This is a genomic window from Motilibacter aurantiacus (assembly GCF_011250645.1).
In the GTDB taxonomy this organism is placed as follows: domain Bacteria; phylum Actinomycetota; class Actinomycetes; order Motilibacterales; family Motilibacteraceae; genus Motilibacter_A; species Motilibacter_A aurantiacus.
Genome location: NZ_JAANNO010000014.1, coordinates 1 through 15481, shown reverse-complemented (window position 1 = coordinate 15481; position 15481 = coordinate 1). Strand labels below are relative to the sequence as shown.

At 74.7% G+C, this 15481-nt stretch carries 20 protein-coding genes; 6 read left to right on the top strand and 14 right to left on the bottom strand.

Annotated features, from left to right (window positions below; all coding sequences use genetic code 11):
• Positions 1 to 20 precede the first annotated feature (20 nt).
• From G9H72_RS18180 to G9H72_RS18135, 10 genes are all read right to left on the bottom strand, one after another.
• The gene (locus G9H72_RS18180) at positions 21 to 941 is read right to left on the bottom strand and encodes a hypothetical protein (RefSeq protein WP_166173780.1); all 921 of its coding nucleotides are present in this window, start codon (positions 939 to 941) and stop codon (positions 21 to 23) included.
• Between the two features lie 220 nt (positions 942 to 1161).
• Positions 1162 to 1755 carry a maleylpyruvate isomerase family mycothiol-dependent enzyme gene (locus tag G9H72_RS18175; RefSeq protein ID WP_166173778.1) on the bottom strand — a complete coding sequence of 198 codons (594 nt, stop codon included), beginning with the start codon at positions 1753 to 1755 and terminating at the stop codon, positions 1162 to 1164.
• The gene (locus G9H72_RS18170; protein ID WP_166173776.1) at positions 1752 to 2192 is read right to left on the bottom strand and encodes an SRPBCC family protein; all 441 of its coding nucleotides are present in this window, start codon (positions 2190 to 2192) and stop codon (positions 1752 to 1754) included. Before G9H72_RS18170 ends, G9H72_RS18175 begins: the two co-directional genes overlap by 4 nt.
• Positions 2189 to 2539 carry an ArsR/SmtB family transcription factor gene (locus G9H72_RS18165; RefSeq protein WP_196791371.1) on the bottom strand — a complete coding sequence of 117 codons (351 nt, stop codon included), beginning with the start codon at positions 2537 to 2539 and terminating at the stop codon, positions 2189 to 2191. The genes G9H72_RS18170 and G9H72_RS18165 overlap by 4 nt, the downstream gene beginning before the upstream one ends.
• A 53-nt stretch (positions 2540 to 2592) precedes the next feature.
• Positions 2593 to 3849 (bottom strand): cytochrome P450, encoded by a 1257-nt coding sequence (locus G9H72_RS18160; protein ID WP_166173774.1) that lies wholly within the window; start codon positions 3847 to 3849, stop codon positions 2593 to 2595.
• A complete protein-coding gene (locus G9H72_RS18155) occupies positions 3846 to 4652 on the bottom strand; it encodes a cytochrome c oxidase assembly protein (protein ID WP_331272402.1) in 807 nt (268 codons plus the stop codon). The genes G9H72_RS18160 and G9H72_RS18155 overlap by 4 nt, the downstream gene beginning before the upstream one ends.
• The gene (locus tag G9H72_RS18150) at positions 4649 to 5173 is read right to left on the bottom strand and encodes a DUF2243 domain-containing protein (RefSeq protein WP_166173772.1); all 525 of its coding nucleotides are present in this window, start codon (positions 5171 to 5173) and stop codon (positions 4649 to 4651) included. Before G9H72_RS18150 ends, G9H72_RS18155 begins: the two co-directional genes overlap by 4 nt.
• Before the next feature lie 124 nt (positions 5174 to 5297).
• Positions 5298 to 5816, bottom strand: a complete 519-nt coding sequence (locus G9H72_RS18145; protein ID WP_166173770.1) for an Hsp20/alpha crystallin family protein — start codon at positions 5814 to 5816, stop codon at positions 5298 to 5300.
• Positions 5817 to 5921: 105 nt separating this feature from the next.
• The gene (locus G9H72_RS18140) at positions 5922 to 6359 is read right to left on the bottom strand and encodes a VOC family protein (protein WP_166173768.1); all 438 of its coding nucleotides are present in this window, start codon (positions 6357 to 6359) and stop codon (positions 5922 to 5924) included.
• A gap of 1 nt (position 6360) precedes the next feature.
• Positions 6361 to 6957: a DinB family protein gene (locus G9H72_RS18135; RefSeq protein WP_166173766.1), complete on the bottom strand. Its 597-nt coding sequence runs from the start codon at positions 6955 to 6957 to the stop codon at positions 6361 to 6363.
• Positions 6958 to 7182: 225 nt separating this feature from the next.
• Here G9H72_RS18135 and G9H72_RS18130 point away from each other — a divergent pair, with 225 nt between their 5' ends.
• From G9H72_RS18130 to G9H72_RS18120, 4 genes are all read left to right on the top strand, one after another.
• Entirely contained in the window at positions 7183 to 8640 is a 1458-nt protein-coding gene (locus G9H72_RS18130; RefSeq protein ID WP_166173764.1) for a gamma-glutamyltransferase, read from the top strand.
• A gap of 36 nt (positions 8641 to 8676) precedes the next feature.
• Positions 8677 to 9132 carry a GatB/YqeY domain-containing protein gene (locus G9H72_RS18125; RefSeq protein ID WP_166173762.1) on the top strand — a complete coding sequence of 152 codons (456 nt, stop codon included), beginning with the start codon at positions 8677 to 8679 and terminating at the stop codon, positions 9130 to 9132.
• Between the two features lie 83 nt (positions 9133 to 9215).
• A complete protein-coding gene (locus G9H72_RS22645) occupies positions 9216 to 9344 on the top strand; it encodes a hypothetical protein (RefSeq protein ID WP_269205357.1) in 129 nt (42 codons plus the stop codon).
• 53 nt (positions 9345 to 9397) lie between these two features.
• Entirely contained in the window at positions 9398 to 10138 is a 741-nt protein-coding gene (locus tag G9H72_RS18120; RefSeq protein ID WP_166173760.1) for an N-acetyltransferase, read from the top strand.
• A 3-nt stretch (positions 10139 to 10141) separates the two neighbouring features.
• Here the strand turns inward: G9H72_RS18120 and G9H72_RS18115 are convergent, their stop codons facing one another.
• Positions 10142 to 10474 (bottom strand): ArsR/SmtB family transcription factor, encoded by a 333-nt coding sequence (locus G9H72_RS18115; protein WP_166173758.1) that lies wholly within the window; start codon positions 10472 to 10474, stop codon positions 10142 to 10144.
• Positions 10475 to 10555: 81 nt separating this feature from the next.
• Here G9H72_RS18115 and G9H72_RS18110 point away from each other — a divergent pair, with 81 nt between their 5' ends.
• Positions 10556 to 11773: an MFS transporter gene (locus tag G9H72_RS18110; protein ID WP_166173756.1), complete on the top strand. Its 1218-nt coding sequence runs from the start codon at positions 10556 to 10558 to the stop codon at positions 11771 to 11773.
• Here G9H72_RS18110 and G9H72_RS18105 read toward each other — a convergent pair.
• Positions 11703 to 13868, bottom strand: a complete 2166-nt coding sequence (locus G9H72_RS18105) for an MMPL family transporter (RefSeq protein WP_166173752.1) — start codon at positions 13866 to 13868, stop codon at positions 11703 to 11705. The genes G9H72_RS18110 and G9H72_RS18105 overlap by 71 nt on opposite strands.
• Before the next feature lie 158 nt (positions 13869 to 14026).
• Between G9H72_RS18105 and G9H72_RS18100 the strand changes: the two genes are divergently transcribed.
• Positions 14027 to 14590 carry a hemerythrin domain-containing protein gene (locus G9H72_RS18100; RefSeq protein ID WP_166173750.1) on the top strand — a complete coding sequence of 188 codons (564 nt, stop codon included), beginning with the start codon at positions 14027 to 14029 and terminating at the stop codon, positions 14588 to 14590.
• Between the two features lie 33 nt (positions 14591 to 14623).
• Here the strand turns inward: G9H72_RS18100 and G9H72_RS18095 are convergent, their stop codons facing one another.
• Together G9H72_RS18095 and G9H72_RS23195 are read right to left on the bottom strand one after the other, a co-directional pair.
• Positions 14624 to 15184, bottom strand: a complete 561-nt coding sequence (locus tag G9H72_RS18095; RefSeq protein ID WP_166173748.1) for a hypothetical protein — start codon at positions 15182 to 15184, stop codon at positions 14624 to 14626.
• A 127-nt stretch (positions 15185 to 15311) separates the two neighbouring features.
• The coding region (locus G9H72_RS23195; protein ID WP_166173744.1) for a response regulator transcription factor at positions 15312 to 15481 on the bottom strand (170 nt) is incomplete at its 5' end.

Below are 15481 nucleotides of genomic sequence, written 5' to 3'. Positions count from 1 at the left end.
ACGGGCCCGCGAGAGCTTGCTCAGAGACCGGGCAGGGGCGGGCTGAACGCGAGGTCGAGGTAGTTGCCCTCCGCGTCCAGCCCGTCCGGCCAGCTCGTCTCGGCGACATGCCGGGCCCCGTCGAGCACGACCTCGACGCGGTGGCGGTAGGGCGGCTCCCCGAAGAGCGGGCGGGCGTCGACGCTGTCCCGAGAGGTGGCACCGGGCACGTCGGCGCGGAGCCACAGCGAACCGGGGATGTGAGGGCACGGGTCGCCCTGCTCGGGCCGGGGCTCGACGAGCGGGAGCGTGCGGGCCGTGCCGTCGCCGGAGGTGATGCTGACCCGGCCGGAAGCCTCGTCGGGAGTGCTCCGCAGGTGACGGAAGCCGATCCCGATGGCCGCGACGGTCGGCCCCTCCGACGACTGCCAGAAGGAGCTCACCAAGGCTTCCGCCGCCGGCTCGGGGCGGTCCAGGGTCGTCGTCAGGCGGAAGACGGCCTGCACGTCGCCCTGCGGCCCGCGGCCGGACAGCGAGACGTCGTACGCCCCGGCCGGGCCGGCCGGCAGGAGCCGCCAGCCCTTCCCCTCCGCCCAGACCGGCGTGGGCCGGATCCGCCCGCACCGGTCGCCCGCGGGCACGGCGTACGCGGAGAACGTCCACCCGCTGCGGTCGAACCGGATGCCGACCTCGTCGGCCACGCCGAGGTCGGCGTACGGCTCGGTGGGGTTGCCGTCGGAGCACACTCCCTGCTCGCCCTCGTGCCAGCAGTAGGTGTGGGGGTGGACCAGGACCTCGTGGCTCCCGCTGCCGACGACGAGGGCAGGCCGCATGCCCCTGATCGGCGACGACGGCTCGGCGCCCGTGCCGGGCCCGGCGAGCGGAGTCGGTGCCCCGGTGCCGCAGGCGGTGAGCAGGAGCAGGGCGGCGGCAGCCCGTCCCGCCCGGGTGGTGCGAGTCATGGCGTGCCCCCGTGGTCGTCCGCCCGGACTATCGCGGGGGTGCGCGCGGGACGCAAGGCACGGCTTGGTCACGCGCAGCGCGGCGGGGCCGGCACGGCGCCGGCAGGTGCGCGCCCGTGGTGACGACCCGGATCCGCAGCCTCGACGTCCGTGACGTGGGCACCACCGCTCCCGCAGCAGTGGCGCTGTCGTCGGCCCTGCGTCCGGTGTCGGCAACGGCTCAGCCGCGGCCGGCGAGCCTGCGCCCGTCCGGCAACGTACGCCCCGCCAGCAGCGCGACCAGCGAGCCGCTGTCGGCACGGACCGGCCGCCCGCTCCCCCACGCCCACCCGACGTCGGCCGCCTCCAGCCGCACGTCGGCCAGGCCCACGCCGAACCAGCTCCCGCCCGAGGCCACGAGCGCGTCCAGAACGGCGCGGACCGCGGCGGGCGGCGCCGCCGGAGGCCGGCCGAGCGCGACGGTGACGTCCAGCGAGTGGATGACCGCGTGGCTCAGCGCACCGGCCGCACCGCCACCGGGCGGCTGCCACGCGTGCAGCACCGGTGAGCGCAGCTGCTCCAGCAGCGCCGGCGCGGGCAGCGCGGCGTCCCGCTCCGCGACGGCGTCGGAGAGCACCCCGAAGTCGCCGTGGGCCGCAGCCAGCTCGGCGCCGAACTGCTCGGGCGTCAGCCGCGCCGGCATCGTCACGTGGGCGACCACGTGGCGCACGAGCCACCTCTCGCACAGCGACGGGGCGCCCCACGCCCCCTCGTCCTCGAGGAGCGCTGCCAGGCCGTCGTACGTCGGCCCCACCAGGGGCTGCAGGTCGCTCACGGTCGATCCTCCCGCTGACGGAGTGCGAGATGCTGCTCGAGCTTGTCCAGCGAGGTGGCGAACCCGGCCCGGGCCTCCGCGGAGCGCACCGCCTCGGGCACGTGCCGTTGCCGGATCACCAGCTCGGTGGTGTCGTCGCCGAGGTCCTCGAGCGTGCTCAGGGTCTCCAGGCCGCTCGCAGGCTCGACCCAGCACAGCCGCGCGGGCGCGAGCACCTCGGTGAAGCGCGCGACCATGCGGTGGCTGCCGTGCTCGCCCACCATGAGGGTCTCGAAGCGGCCGCCGGGCCGGAGCTCGACCACGATGCCGTCCACCGGTGTCGTCATCCCCCGTGGGCCCCAGAACTGCGCCAGCTCGGCCGGCTCGGTGAGGCACCGCCACACGAGCTCGCGGGGCGCGGCGAGGACCCGTTGGTAGACCAGCTCCTCCTCGCTCACGCGCCCTCCTCCGACCCGGGCCGGACGCGGGCGAGGTGCTCCTCGAGCCGGTCCATCCGCTCGGACCACGTGCGACGGCTCTCCTCGATCCACGCGTTCGCCGCCTCCAGCGCTCCCGGCTCCAGCCGGCAGGGCCGCGTCTGCCGGTGCCGCCCGCGGCTGACGAGGCCGCAGCGCTCGAGCACCCCGATGTGCTGGGACACCGCCTGCAGGCTCATCGCGTACGGCTCCGCGAGCTCCTTGACCGTCGCCTCGCCCGCGCTCAGCCGCGCCACGATGTCCCGCCTGGTCCGGTCGCTGAGCGCCGTGAACAGGGCATCGAGCCGGTCGTCGAGCACGCTCTGCATGCCGTTACTCAAGCACTAGCTTTATCAAGCGTCAACTGGAGGAAGCCCGGGCGTCAGCTCGACAGGGCTCGGACACCGGTGATCACGAACCCGCTGCGTGGCCCGGTGGGGAGCCGCCGGCTGCTCACGCGCAGGTCCTGCGGCGGGACGGCGTACTCCATCTCCCGGGTCAGCAGCCGCACGGCCGCCGCGAGGACCTCCACCGTCACCCACTCGCCCGGGCAGCGGTGGCCGGTGGCGGCGTTGCCACCACCCTGCGGGACGAAGGAGTACGCGTCGGCGCTCCCCGTGCCGAAGCGCTGGGGCCGGAACTCCTCCGGCGACTCCCAGGAGCGCGGGTCGTGGTTCGTGCCGTGCACGTCGAGCATCACGCGCCGGCCGCGGGGGAAGTCGACCCCGCGCCAGCGGAAGGGCGTGCGGACCCGGGCGGCGATCGCCGGGAAGAAGGGGTAGTAGCGCCGGACCTCCTGCACGAACGGGAGGACCGCCTCGTCGTCGTCCCGCAGCCGTTCCTCCCACTGCGGGCTGCCATGCAGCGCGAGCGCCGCGAAGACGACGTAGCGGGAGATGGCCACGGTCGGACGCAGGACGTTGAGCAGCTCGACGGCCGCCGTGTGCAGGTCGAGCAGCTCCCCGCCCGGCCCGCGGAACCCGGCGACCGTGTGCAGGGCGGTGCCCTCGCCCGGGTACAGCGCCCCCTGCCGCACGCCGTCGACGAGCCTGGCCGCCCACGCCTCGCAGCGGCGGCGGGCGAGACGGGACCGGGCGTACCCCAGTCGCGGGTCGCCCTCGCAGTCGATGAGCGCCCGCAGGTCGACCGTCCGCCGGCGGACGTCCTGCTCGGGCAACGGCACACCGGCCCAGGTGCATGCCGTCCGGCAGAGCACCTCGGCGGCCTCGTCGAGCAGCGTGACCCGCCCGGACGCCTGCCAGCGCACCAGGGCGGCCCGCCAGTACGTGGTGAACAGCTCGGCGGTCTCCGGCGCCCGCTCCGGCCCGAGGAACGACAGGAACATCGCCTTTCGGGCTGCGAACGCCTCGCCGTCGAGCGACTGCACGCCCCCGACACCCAGCAGGGTCCGCTGCACGACGAGCGGCATGCCACCGCGCCGGACGAACCGGTCCGGGTCGTAGAGCAGGCGGGCGGCCTCCCGGCCGGACAGCAGGATCGTGCGCTGCAGCAGCAGCCGCGCCTGCGCGACGTCGCGCCCACGCTGCAGGAGCCGTCGTGGGAGGAACCCGTAGCCCTGGGCCAGGAGCGCGAGCGTGCTGTCGGGCAGCCGGTCCGCCCGGGGGCCGCCGCGGCTCATGTGCCGGCCACGACGGGGGTGCGCGCCGGGGCCCGACGCGGGCGCCAGGTCGACAGCAGGGCCAGCGCCAGCAGCAGCTCGGCGAGGTCGCCGCCGTAGTACATGAGCTCCCCGGCCCCGCGTCGCTCGGCCTCGCCCACCGGCACCTGAACTCCGATACCTGCATACAGCAACTGGGAGATCAGGGCGTGGAACGCGACCGCCGCACCGAGCACGACGAGCCGTACCGGCACCGACGGGCGGTGCGGCGCGGGGTCCGGGCCGGCGATCACCCACGCGAAGAGGTAGCCGGCGGCGACGAAGTGCAGGTGCACCAGGGCGTGGACGGCCGTGTGCGCCTCGACCACCTCGTAGAACGGGGTGAAGTAGAGCAGCGCGAGACCGCCGACGTTGAGCGTGAGCGCCGTGGCCGGGTTGGCGACGAGCCGTGCCGGCCGGGACCGCAGCACGCGCCCGACGGCCCGTCCCTGGTGCCGGGGCAACGTGCGCAGCAGCAGCGTCACCGGCGCGCCGAGCACGAGAAGGAGCGGCGCGACCATGCCGATCAGCAGGTGCTGAGCCATGTGCCAGCGGAAGTCCCCCGGCGGGTACGGCGAGAGCGCGGGCAGCAGGGCCACGCCGAGCAGCAGGCAGCCGGCCAGGAAGCTGGCGGCCCGCCGGCCGCTCCAGCCGCGCGGCTCCCGCCGGCGGGCGAGGGCGGCCCATGCGTACGTGACGGCGAGCGTGGACGCCAGGGTCAGGGCGCCCACGGACGCGACGTCGAGGACGGCCCCGCCCGCATGCCCGGCGTGCGCGTACGTCACCGAGCGCGCCGCTCGTCCACGACGGGAGCGGACCGCTGGAGCAGCCAGCCGGCGACGACCAGGAGCACGCCGAGCGCCAGGAAGCCGAGGTCGTAGAGGGTCTGGTGCTCACCGGCGCGGACGTGGTGGATGCCGAGGATGTGGTGGTCGACGATCCCCTCGACGAGGTTGAAGACACCCCAGCCGACGAGGACCCACCCCCACAGGGCGCGCGAGGCCCACGTCCTGGCCCGGACGGTGACGCGCGAGTAGAGCAGGGCGAGCCCGACGAGCACGGCCAGCCAGGTGAACGCGTGGAAGATCCCGTCCCACAGCGTGTTGATCTCGAGCCCGTGCACGGTGTCCGGTGGGTAGTAGCGGACGCCGATGTTGTCGGTGTCGGTGCTCGTGAGCAGATGGTGCCACTGCAGGATCTGGTGGAGCAGGATCCCGTCCACGAAGCCGCCGAGCCCGATCCCGAGGACCACGCCGGGCAGGCCGATCCCGTCGCGTGCCCGTGACTGCGCTGCTGTCGTCGCCATGGCGCCTCCTCCGGCGGGGTACGTCGGGGCTGGCATACCGCGCTGACGGGCGGCTAAGCGCCGGACAGCAGGAAGGGCCGGCCCGAGATGGGCCGGCCCTCCGTCACCTGCTGTGTGCCGAGGCTCAGGCCTCGACCTCGCCCTGCACGGTCCGCTCGGCAGCGACCTCGCGCGGGGCCTCGACGCTGCGGACCTGGATCCGCCGCGGCTCGGGGACGGGCTTGGTCACGTTGCGCACCGCGACGCGGAGCATGCCCCGGTCGTACGTCGCCTCGACGTCCTCCGCGCTGACGTGCTCGGGAAGCGCGAAGTCACGCCGGAACGCGCCGTAGCGCAGCTCGCGGACGAGGACGCCCTTGCCCTGCTCGCCCTCCGCGGAGCGCTCGTCGCGGCGCTCGCCCGCGATCGTGAGCCGGCCGTTCGCGACCTCGATGGACACGTCCTTGTCGATGTCGACGCCCGGCAGCTCGACGGAGATGACGACGTCGCCGCCGTCCTTGCGGATGTCGACCGCCGGGACGTAGCCGGCGGTCCCGCGCTGGCCGGAGCCCCACGCACGGCGGACCAGCTCGTCGAAGGACGAGTCCAGCTCGCGGTCGAGACGGGCGAGCGCGGTGAAGGGATCCCAACGGGTGACAGCCATGGCTGACTCCTCCTCAGAACCGCCTCCCGGGCCTCCCCGGGAGGGTTAGCACTCACGGTACGAGAGTGCCAACCAGCAGCCCGCGTCAAACCTTCCCGCGCATAGTCAGTCGAGGCAGAACTCGTTGCCCTCGGGGTCGGCCATCACGATGTGCCCGGCGGTCATCGGCGGGGCGGGCTCGTGCCGCTCGAGCCGTGTCGCGCCGTGCTCGACCAGCCGTGCGGCCTCCCGCTCGAGGGCGGTCATCCGCTCCTCGCCCTGGACGTCGGGCGCGGCCCGGACGTCGACGTGGACGCGGTTCTTGACCGCCTTGCCCTCCGGCACCCGCTGGAAGTAGAGCCGCGGCCCGGCACCGGCGGGGTCCACGACGGCGTGCGCGTCGTTGTGCCGCTCCGGCGGCACGCCGAAGGCGGTCAGCGCCTGCTCCCAGGATCCGAACCCCGGCGGCGGGCCCTGCAGCTCGTAGCCGAGGGCCTGCGCCCAGAACGTCGCCAGCCGCTCCGGGTCGGCGCAGTCGACGGTGATCTGGACCTCGCGTGCCATGTCAGTGCCCCTTCTCCTCGTGCGGGCGGCTCCCGCCGTCCCGGTGCAGGTGCTCGTGGAGGTCGCGCAAAAGGCAGACCTCGGCCAGGTGGTGGACCAGCTCGCGGGAGATGTGCAGCACCAGGGCGGCCATCGGCTGCTCGGCGTACGGCCCCTCCTCCGGCCCGCAGGGGCGGGCCAGCCCCTCCTCACCGAGGGACTCCACCCCCGCGAGCCACGTGGCGTACTGCGCGTCGAGCTGGGCCAGCGCCTCCTGGGCGTTGGCCGCGTACGCGAACGACTCGTAGCTCGCCGGCGCGCCGCCGAAGTGCGTGGCGTTGCGGACCGCGAGGACGCCCACGATGACGTGGCCGAGCCGCCAGGCGATGGTGGTGAGCGGCGGCGGGACCGGCTCGGGGAACGCGAAGTCGATCGTCATGGCGCCGGACCCGCCCTGCACGGGCGCCGTCCCCGTGCCGCGCGGCCGCACGTTCCACCCCGGGGCGGGCTCCCAGAAGTACTCGCGGTCCGTGAGCCCGTCGAGCCGGGGGCGCAGCTGGCCCTCCCAGTGGGCAGTGAGCTGCTCGCGAAGGAGCCGGTTCCACGACAAGACGCCCATGACCCCGACCCTCTCGCGCGTAGCGGCCAGATCGTGTCCGCTTCCTGCCGGCGTTCGGGGCCGCACACACCCCGGGCCCACGCCCGCCCCCAGCGAGTTGATCATCGGCGGATCGGCGCGACACCCGCCGCGCGGCGCTGACCTGCCCAAGATCAGCCGGGCTCCGGGGGCAGGGGCCGGCGGCACGGCGCAGGGGCATCACCGGGCGCGCCCTAGAGTGCGCGCGTGGCAGCACGCGCAGCGGTCGCCGCCGGGCACCGGGAGACCGCCGCCGCGGCGGCCGAGGCCCTGCGTGCCGGGGGGAACGCGTTCGACGCGGTGATCGCCGCCGGGTTCGCCGCGGCCGTCGCGGAGCCCACCCTGTCCAGCCTGGGCGGGGGCGGCTTCCTGCTCGCGTCCCCCGCCGGGGGCCAGCCGACGCTTCTCGACTTCTTCGTCGACGCCCCGGGCCGCGGGCGCCCCGCGCCCGACCTCGAGCCGCACTTCCTGCCGGTCCGCGTGCACTGGGCGGGCGCCCAGCAGGTCTTCCACGCCGGGTGGGGGTCGGTCGCGGCCCCCGGTTGCCTCGACGGCTACCTCACCGCGCACCGCAGGCTCGGGCGGCTCCCGCTGGCCGACGTCGTCGAGCCCGCTCGCCGGCTCGCGGCGCGGGGCGCGACCCTCGACGCGGCGCAGGCCGAGGTCGTGGCGCTGCTGCGCGAGATCCTCACGCTCACGGCTGACGGACGCGCGGTGTTCGCACCGCACGGCGAGCTGCTGCGGGCCGGTGACCGGGTGCACAACGAGGCCCTGGCCGCCTTCCTCGGCGAGGTGGCAGCCGGACGTGTAGCAGGCTTCAGCGATCCGCAGATCGCCGAACCGCTCGTCGCGGCCATGGAGGCCGGCGGCGGCCTGGTGACAGCTGCGGACCTGACCGCGTACTCCGTGGTGGAGCGGGAGCCGCTGCTGCTGGGCTACCGCGGCGCCTCGATCGCGACGAACCCGCCGCCGTCCTTCGGCGGCGGGTTGATCACCCGCGGGCTGCGGGAGCTGGGCCCCGCGCCGCTGGACGGCTCACCCGCGGCGTACGCGCGACTGGGCGAGGTGCTCGTCGCGATGTCCGAGCGGCACGTGCAGGGCCCCCGGTCCGTCCGCGGCACCACCCACGTCAGCGCGGTGGACGCCGACGGCAACGTGGCCGCCATGACGACCTCGAACGGCAGCTGCTCCGGCACGTTCGTGCCGGGGACCGGCATCCAGCTGAACAACGTGATGGGCGAGGCGGACCTGCACCCGGACGGGTTCCACGTGACGCCGCCCGGCACACGCATCGGCTCGATGATGGCCCCCTCGGTCGTACGCCGCGCCGACGGCACCGCGGTGGGGCTCGGCAGCGGCGGCAGCGAGCGCATCCGCAGCGCCCTGACCTGCGTGCTGTCGGCGCTGCTCGACCGCGGGCTCGGGCTGCAGGACGCGGTCCGCGCCCCGCGCCTGCACTGGGACCGGGCCGAGCTGCAGGCCGAGCCGGGGCTGCCGCCCGCCGTCGAGGCGGCCCTCGCGGGGCGGTGGCCGGTGAACACCTGGCCCGCGCGCGACCTCTACTTCGGCGGGGTGCATGCGGTCAGCGCCGGGCCGGACGGGACCGTGGCGGCGGTCGGCGACGACCGCCGGGGCGGTGCCGGGGTAGTGGTGGACCTACGGTGAGGGGTGCGCCGAGGGGCGCAGGAGAGGAGCACGTCGATGGCGAGCGAGCTCGAGCAACGGCTGCGGTCGGACCTCACGGCGGCGATGCGTGACCGCGACGAGCTGACGACGGCCACCCTGCGCATGGCGCTCACCGCGCTGTCCACGGAGGCCGTGTCCGGCAAGAGCGCCCGCGAGCTGGGCGACGAGGAGGCGCTGGCCGTCGTCACCCGGGAGGCGAAGAAGCGCCGGGAGGCGGCCGAGGCGTTCACCGCCGCCGGCCGTCCCGAGCTCGCCGCCCGCGAGCAGGCCGAGGGGGAGGTGCTCGCGCGCTACCTGCCCGCCCAGCTGTCCGACGCCGAGCTGGCGGAGCTGGTCTCGGCCGCGGTCGCCGAGAGCGGCGCGCAGGGGCCGAAGGCGATGGGAGCGGTCATGAAGGTGCTGACGCCGCGCGTCGCGGGACGCGCGGAGGGCGGCCGGGTCGCGGCCGAGGTGCGCCGACAGCTGAGCTGACCCCTCAGGTCGCCGCTCGCCGCGCCCGACGACACGGGGGTCGACGCCGACGGCCGCTGCGGCCACAGACCCGGAGGTACGCCATGCCCACGACCGACCGCCGCTGCTTCACCGCGGCCGCCGTCGCGACCCTGGCCGCGCTGGGCTGGTCCCGCGTCGGTGAGGGCGTCGAGCACGGCGAGCCCTACACCCTCATGCGCAAGGCCGGCTGAGCCGCGGCATATCGGGAGGCGCGGGCCCCGCGCCTCCCGGTAGAGGTGGGGGCATGCGGCTGCAGACGTACCGGCTGTCCGAGCGCCCCGACCTCGCCCAGCGCTTCGGCGACCTCGACGGCGCCTGGCCGGCGTTCATGGACGCCGACCCCACGGCCGACCTCTACTACGGCCACCTCGACCGCTACGCCGACTACGTGCTCGTCGCGGTCGACGCCGACGACCCCGGCCGGCTGCTCGGCCGGGCCTGCAGCATCCCGATGACCGGCTCGCACGACGCGTTGCCGGACGGCGGCTGGGGCGCGGCGATCCGCCGCGGCACCCGCGACCGCCTGGCCGGGCGTACCCCTGACCTCGTCTCGGCCCTGGAGGTCACGCTCCGCCCGGACGCCCAGGGGCTCGGCCTGTCCGGCCGCATGGTCCAGGCCCTGCGCGCGAACACCCGCGCTCTCGGCTTCGACGCCCTCGTCGTGCCGGTGCGCCCGAACCACAAGCACCTCGAGCCGCACGTGCCCATGGAGGAGTACGCCGCCCGCACCCGCGCGGACGGCCTGCCCGAGGACCCGTGGCTGCGCGTGCACGCCCGGCAGGGCGCGACGATCGAGGGCGTCGCCCCGTTGTCCATGGCCGTCCCCGGGACCCTGGAGCAGTGGCGCGGCTGGACCGGCCTGCCGTTCGACACCAGCGGGCCCGTCGTCGTGCCCGGCGCGCTCGCGCCGGTGCAGGCAGACCTCGCCCAGGGCGTCGCGGTCTACGTCGAGCCGAACGTCTGGATGCGGCACGACCTGGGCTGAGGCCTACTGGTCCCGCGCTCCCGGCGGCGCGGTGAGGACCGAGTCCAGCAGCCCCGGGAACCGCGCGTCGAGCGCGTCCCGCCGCAGGCTCACCATGCGCTCGCGCCCGTGCGGGACGTTGCTCAGCACGCCGGCCTCGCGCAGGGTCTTGAGGTGGTGCGAGCGCGTCGACTTGGCCATCTCCGGCCCGAGCGACTGGCAGCTCATCGCGACCAGCGGCCCCTGCGCCAGCTGCCGCACGATCTGCAGCCGCACCGGGTCGCTCAGCGCGAAGAGGACGTCGGTGAGCACCAGGTCCTCGGGCTCGGGGTGGTCGAGGTCGCGCGACGCGGGCATGGTTCGATAATAGTTGAACTGAAGGGGAAGAGTCTGTAGTCTCCAAAAGGTTCGAAAATTATGGAACTTCCTGGAGTCGGCATGGACAACCCCCGATCCGGCGCAGGGTCTCGGCTCGCCCGCACCCCCGCGTTCTGGCTGGTCTCGGCCTCGCTGCTGGTGCTGACCGCCGCGGCGAGCGCGCCGTCGCCGCTCTACGTCGTCTACCAGGAGCGCTGGGGCTTCTCCTCGCTGACCCTGACGGCGGTCTTCGCCGTGTACGCGGTGGCGCTGCTCGCGGCGCTGCTGACCGTCGGCGGGCTGTCGGACTTCCTCGGGCGCAAGCCGATGCTCGTCGTCGGGCTCGTCCTCGACGCCGCGGCGATGGCCGTCTTCCTCGCGGCGGACGGCGTGGCCTGGCTGGTCGCCGCCCGGGTCGTGCAGGGGGTGGCGATCGGCGCGTCCCTCGGCGTGCTGAGCGCGTACCTCATCGACCTGCAGCCGCGCACGAGCCCGAAGCTCGGCGCACTGGTGAACAGCGCCGGGTCGACCGTGGGGCTGGCCGCGGGCGCGCTGCTCGCCGGCGTCCTCGTCGAGTACGCCCCCGCCCCCTCCCAGCTCGTCTACGCGGTGCTCGGCGTCGCCCTGCTGCTCCTCGTGCCCGTCGCGCTCGTGCTGCCCGAGACGGTCAGCCGTGCACCCGGCGCGCTCGCCTCGCTCCGCCCGCGGGTCGCCGTGCCGGCCGCCGCCCGCCGTGCCTTCCTCGTCGCGGCGCCGGTCGTGGTGGCCACCTGGGCGATGGGCGGGCTCTACCTCTCGCTCGGCCCCTCGCTGGCGGTCGGTGTCTTCGGGCTCGACAGCCACCTGGTCGGCGGCGTCGTCGTGGCCACCCTGATGGCGCCCGGCGCGCTCGCCTCCGTGGCGATGCGCGACGCCGCTCCCCGCTCGGTCATGCGCGGCGGCGCCGGCGTCCTGGTCCTGGGCACCGCGGCCACCCTGCTCGCCATCGACCTGAGCTGGGCCCCGCTCTTCTTCGTCGGTACGGCGATCGCCGGGCTCGGCTTCGGGTCGGCCTTCCTCGGCGCGTTCAAGTCGCTCGTCGCGCTGGCCGCCCCGCACGAGCGGGCCGAGCTCTTCTCGGCCGTCTTCGTCGTGAGCTACCTGGCCTTCAGCATCCCCGCCGTCGTCGCCGGGCTCGCGGTCCCCTCGGCCGGGCTGCGGGCCACCGCCACGGCGTACGGGCTCGTCGTCATCGTGCTGGCCCTCGTCGCTGCGCTCCCCCGGCCCGCGCAGGCTCGGGAGCTGGCGCTGTCGAGCTGAGCGCCGGCCCGGCCGGCACCCGCACGACCCGCGCCAGCCACGCCGGCAACCACCAGTTCCAGTCCCCGAACAGCGAGACGAGCGCCGGCACGAGCAGCGCGCGCACGACGGTGGCGTCGAGCAGGATCCCGACGCCCAGGGCGGTGGCGAAGACCTTGATGTCGGTCATCGGGGCGGAGGCCAGCGCCGCGAAGGCGAAGAACAGGATCAGCGCGGCCGAGGTGACGAGCCGGCCGGTACGCCCCAGCCCGGCCACGATGGCGGCGTCCGTCGAGCCGGTGGCGTCGTACTCCTCCCGCATCCGCGCCAGGATGAACACCTCGTAGTCCATGGACAGCCCGAAGAGGAACGCGAAGATCAGGACGGGCAGCCAGAACGTCATCGCCCCGGTGCCCTCCACCCCGAAGAGCGCGCCGGAGCCGTTGCCCGACTGCCAGAACCACGTGGCGAGCCCGAAGACCGCCGCCACGGACACCAGGTTCAGCAGGACGGCCTTCAGCGGCAGCAGCAGCGAGCGGAAGGTGCGGACCAGCAGCAGGAACGTGATGACGGAGATGGCCGCCAGCACGTAGGGGAAGTTGTCGTAGACCGCGGTGCCGTAGTCCTCCACCTGCGCACCGGACCCGGCGACACCGACGAAGCCGGCCACGTCGGCCACGCTGCGCCGCACGTCGTCGACGATGCCGGTGCTGGCGTTGTCGACCGTCTCCTCCTCGGGCACCACGTCGACCGCGAAGGAGCCGTCCTGCGCCGGCGGCGCGGCCACGGCGAGGCGTACGCCGGGCACCCCCGCGATCGCGCCGGCGAGCGTCGGCCCGTCCCCCGCCTCCGGCTCGAACAGCACGCTCATCGGGGTCAGCACCCCGGCGCCGACGCCACCGTCGCGCAGCACCTGGAGCCCCTCGTACGCCGCGCCGTTCTGGGCCAGCGACGCCGAGCGGGCCTGCCCGAACTGCAGCCCGCCCACCGGCAGGACGAGCACGGCGAGGAACGCGAGCGCCCCGACCGCGGCCGCCCAGCGCAGCCGCACGACGCCCCGCGCCCAGGCGCTCCAGCCGCGCGATGCACTGCTCTCCTTGCGGATGCGCGGCACGTCGACCCGCGGCCCGACGGCGGACAGCAGCACCGGGAGCAGCGTCAGCACGACGGCGACGCTGACGAGCGGGATCAACATGCCGCCGTAGCCCATGCTGCGCAGCAGCGGCACCGGGAACACGACGAGCGCGAGCAGGCTGACGGCGACCGTGACGCCGGAGGCCAGGACCGCCGCCCCTGCCGTGCGGACCGCGGTCACCACGGCGTCGTCGTTCTGCGCGCCGCGGGCCCGCTCCTCGCGCCAGCGGGACACGACGAGGAGCGAGTAGTCGATCGCCACGCCGAGCCCGACGAGCGCGATGAGGTACTGCACCACGAAGCTCACGTCGGCCACCGCCGTCAGCCCGAGGACGGCCAGGAACGTCGTCAGGATCGCCACCGCGGCGACCAGCAGCGGCACGAGCGCGAGGAACGACGCGAAGACGAACGCCAGGACCGCGAGCGCCCCGAGCCCGCCGATGAGCGTCTCGACCAGCACGCTCGGGCCGGCCGACTCGCTGCCGGAGGACAGCTGCTCGTAGCCGGTCACCCAGGCCTTGAAGCCCGTCCGCTCCGCCCGCTCCACGGCCGCCTCCTCGACCGCGGCCTGCAGCGGGCTGTCGAGCCCCTGCGGAGGCGGCGCGTAGACCAGCCCGAACGTGGAGCGGCCGTCCTCGGTCAGGAAGCCGCGGTCACCCGTGCTCGCGAAGTCCACGACGCGCACGCCGGGAACGGTCTGCCGCACGTTCTCGAAGACCGCCGAGACCAGGCCCAGCTGCTGCTCCACGGTCGTCCCCTCGGGGACGGTCACCACGGGGACGAACGCGGCCGGGGCCGCCGTGCCGTACGCCTCGATCAGCGCCTGCTCGGTCTCGTACCCCGGCTGCCCCGGCAGCGAGAAGTCGTAGGAGAGCCGGTCCGTCAGCCGGGCGGCGGTCAGTGCGCCGGCGAGGAAGACCAGCAGCCACGCGAGCGCGACCCAGCGGCGGTGGCGCAGCAGCCCCCGAACGAACGGCTCCATACGGCACTCCCGGTCCTCACGAGGGCATGTCGGGACGACCGTAGTGGGCGGCGCCCGCCCGGTTGGACCCGACATGAGGGGGTACGCCGCCGCTCGGGGGGCCAGAGCCCCGGCCCCCCTTCCCGGCGCGCCCGCGCCACGGACACCCGGAGGCCGCCATGACCGACACCGCCACCTCGCGCGACGTCGTCGAGATCCTCAGCTCCGACCACACCGAGTTCCTCGCGCTCATCACCAGCATCCGGGCGACGACCGACGGCGCGCAGCGGCGCGACCTCACCGACACCCTGATCGCGGAGCTCGTCCGGCACGCGGTGGCCGAGGAGATGTACGTCTACCCCGCGATGAAGGACCACCTGCCCGACGGCGAGCAGAAGGTCCAGCACGACACCGAGGAGCACAAGGAGCTCGAGGTGACGATGAAGCGGCTGGAGGACGTCGACACGAACGACCCCCGCTTCCTCGAGCTGCTCGCGGAGCTGGAGACGACGCTGCGCGACCACGTGCAGGACGAGGAGGCGGACCAGTTCCCGCAGCTGCGGGCGCACATCCCGCCGCAGCAGCTCGTGGAGCTCGGCGGCAAGGTGGAGACGGCGAAGAAGCTGGCACCCACCAGGCCGCACCCCGCTGCGCCCAACGCCGAGCTGTTCCACAAGCTCGTCGGCCCGGGCGTCGGCCTCGTCGACCGGCTCAAGGACAAGCTGACCGGGCGCAACGTCTAGGGCACGGCCGGGCCTGCCGCGGGGGCTCGGGGCCTAGCGTCGCTGCCGCGGGCCCCGCGCCGACACCGGCTGCGTCCGCAGCTTGTGGGTCTCCCACACCGGCCAGCCGAGCAGCCAGACGAGGAGCACGACCCCGATGCGCGGGAGCCACCCCAGCAGGGCGTCCCCGTCCTCGGCCAGCGCGGCCGCGCCCACGAGCAGGACCGCGCTGACGGCGCCGGCCACGCATGCCCGCCCGAAGTCCTGCCACTCCTTGCGGACCCGCTCGGGCGTCCCGCTCTCGGGGACGTCCGGCGGCTCGGGGCCGTCGGCGAGCCAGTGCGCCATCCGAGCGTCCGCCCACCGCACCATGGAGTGGCCGAAGCCGACCGAGACACCGAGGTAGACCGCCGCCAGGCCGTGCGTCCAGTCGGCCGCGCCACCGCGGCGCAGGTCGGCGACCGTGACGACGAGCAGCACGAGGTCGACCAGCGGCACCAGGAGGAGCAGGGCCGCCCCGAGCCGCTGCCGGCGCAGCCCGTAGCGCACCACCAGGCCCAGCGCGAGCACCACCCAGAAGCCGATCTCGCAGGCGACGATCGTGGCGGCGAGCATGACACCTCTTCCCGTTCTCGCACAGCTGTCCCGGCAAGATACCCGGCGGCCCGCCGCCCCGGCCGCGCCGCGACGGGCCGGGGGCGCACCAGGCCTCGTCTGAAGTCAGCTTCGGCAGAAGCTCCAGTCAGGCATTCGGCTGCACCACACCGTGCTCGTACGCATAGATCACCGCGTGCACCCGGTCGCGCAGGCCGAGCTTGAGGAAGACGTTGCTCACATGGGTCTTCACCGTGTGCTCGGTCACGTAGAGCTCGCGTGCCATCTCCGCGTTCGACAGGCCGCGGGCGAGCAGCT

Excerpts from the sequence above, each read along its gene's own strand:
- G9H72_RS18160 (WP_166173774.1), bottom strand. The coding sequence starts at position 3,849 with ATGAGCCGCGGCGGCCCCCGGGCGGACCGGCTGCCCGACAGCACGCTC.
- G9H72_RS18165 (WP_196791371.1), bottom strand. The coding sequence starts at position 2,539 with ATGCAGAGCGTGCTCGACGACCGGCTCGATGCCCTGTTCACGGCGCTC.
- G9H72_RS18145 (WP_166173770.1), bottom strand. The coding sequence starts at position 5,816 with ATGGCTGTCACCCGTTGGGATCCCTTCACCGCGCTCGCCCGTCTCGAC.
- G9H72_RS18105 (WP_166173752.1), bottom strand. The coding sequence starts at position 13,868 with ATGGAGCCGTTCGTTCGGGGGCTGCTGCGCCACCGCCGCTGGGTCGCG.
- G9H72_RS18110 (WP_166173756.1), top strand. The coding sequence starts at position 10,556 with ATGGACAACCCCCGATCCGGCGCAGGGTCTCGGCTCGCCCGCACCCCC.
- G9H72_RS18125 (WP_166173762.1), top strand. The coding sequence starts at position 8,677 with ATGGCGAGCGAGCTCGAGCAACGGCTGCGGTCGGACCTCACGGCGGCG.
- G9H72_RS18135 (WP_166173766.1), bottom strand. The coding sequence starts at position 6,957 with ATGGGCGTCTTGTCGTGGAACCGGCTCCTTCGCGAGCAGCTCACTGCC.
- G9H72_RS18115 (WP_166173758.1), bottom strand. The coding sequence starts at position 10,474 with ATGCCCGCGTCGCGCGACCTCGACCACCCCGAGCCCGAGGACCTGGTG.
- G9H72_RS18140 (WP_166173768.1), bottom strand. The coding sequence starts at position 6,359 with ATGGCACGCGAGGTCCAGATCACCGTCGACTGCGCCGACCCGGAGCGG.
- G9H72_RS22645 (WP_269205357.1), top strand. The coding sequence starts at position 9,216 with ATGCCCACGACCGACCGCCGCTGCTTCACCGCGGCCGCCGTCGCGACC.
- G9H72_RS18095 (WP_166173748.1), bottom strand. The coding sequence starts at position 15,184 with ATGCTCGCCGCCACGATCGTCGCCTGCGAGATCGGCTTCTGGGTGGTG.
- G9H72_RS18100 (WP_166173750.1), top strand. The coding sequence starts at position 14,027 with ATGACCGACACCGCCACCTCGCGCGACGTCGTCGAGATCCTCAGCTCC.
- G9H72_RS18150 (WP_166173772.1), bottom strand. The coding sequence starts at position 5,173 with ATGGCGACGACAGCAGCGCAGTCACGGGCACGCGACGGGATCGGCCTG.
- G9H72_RS18120 (WP_166173760.1), top strand. The coding sequence starts at position 9,398 with ATGCGGCTGCAGACGTACCGGCTGTCCGAGCGCCCCGACCTCGCCCAG.
- G9H72_RS18180 (WP_166173780.1), bottom strand. The coding sequence starts at position 941 with ATGACTCGCACCACCCGGGCGGGACGGGCTGCCGCCGCCCTGCTCCTG.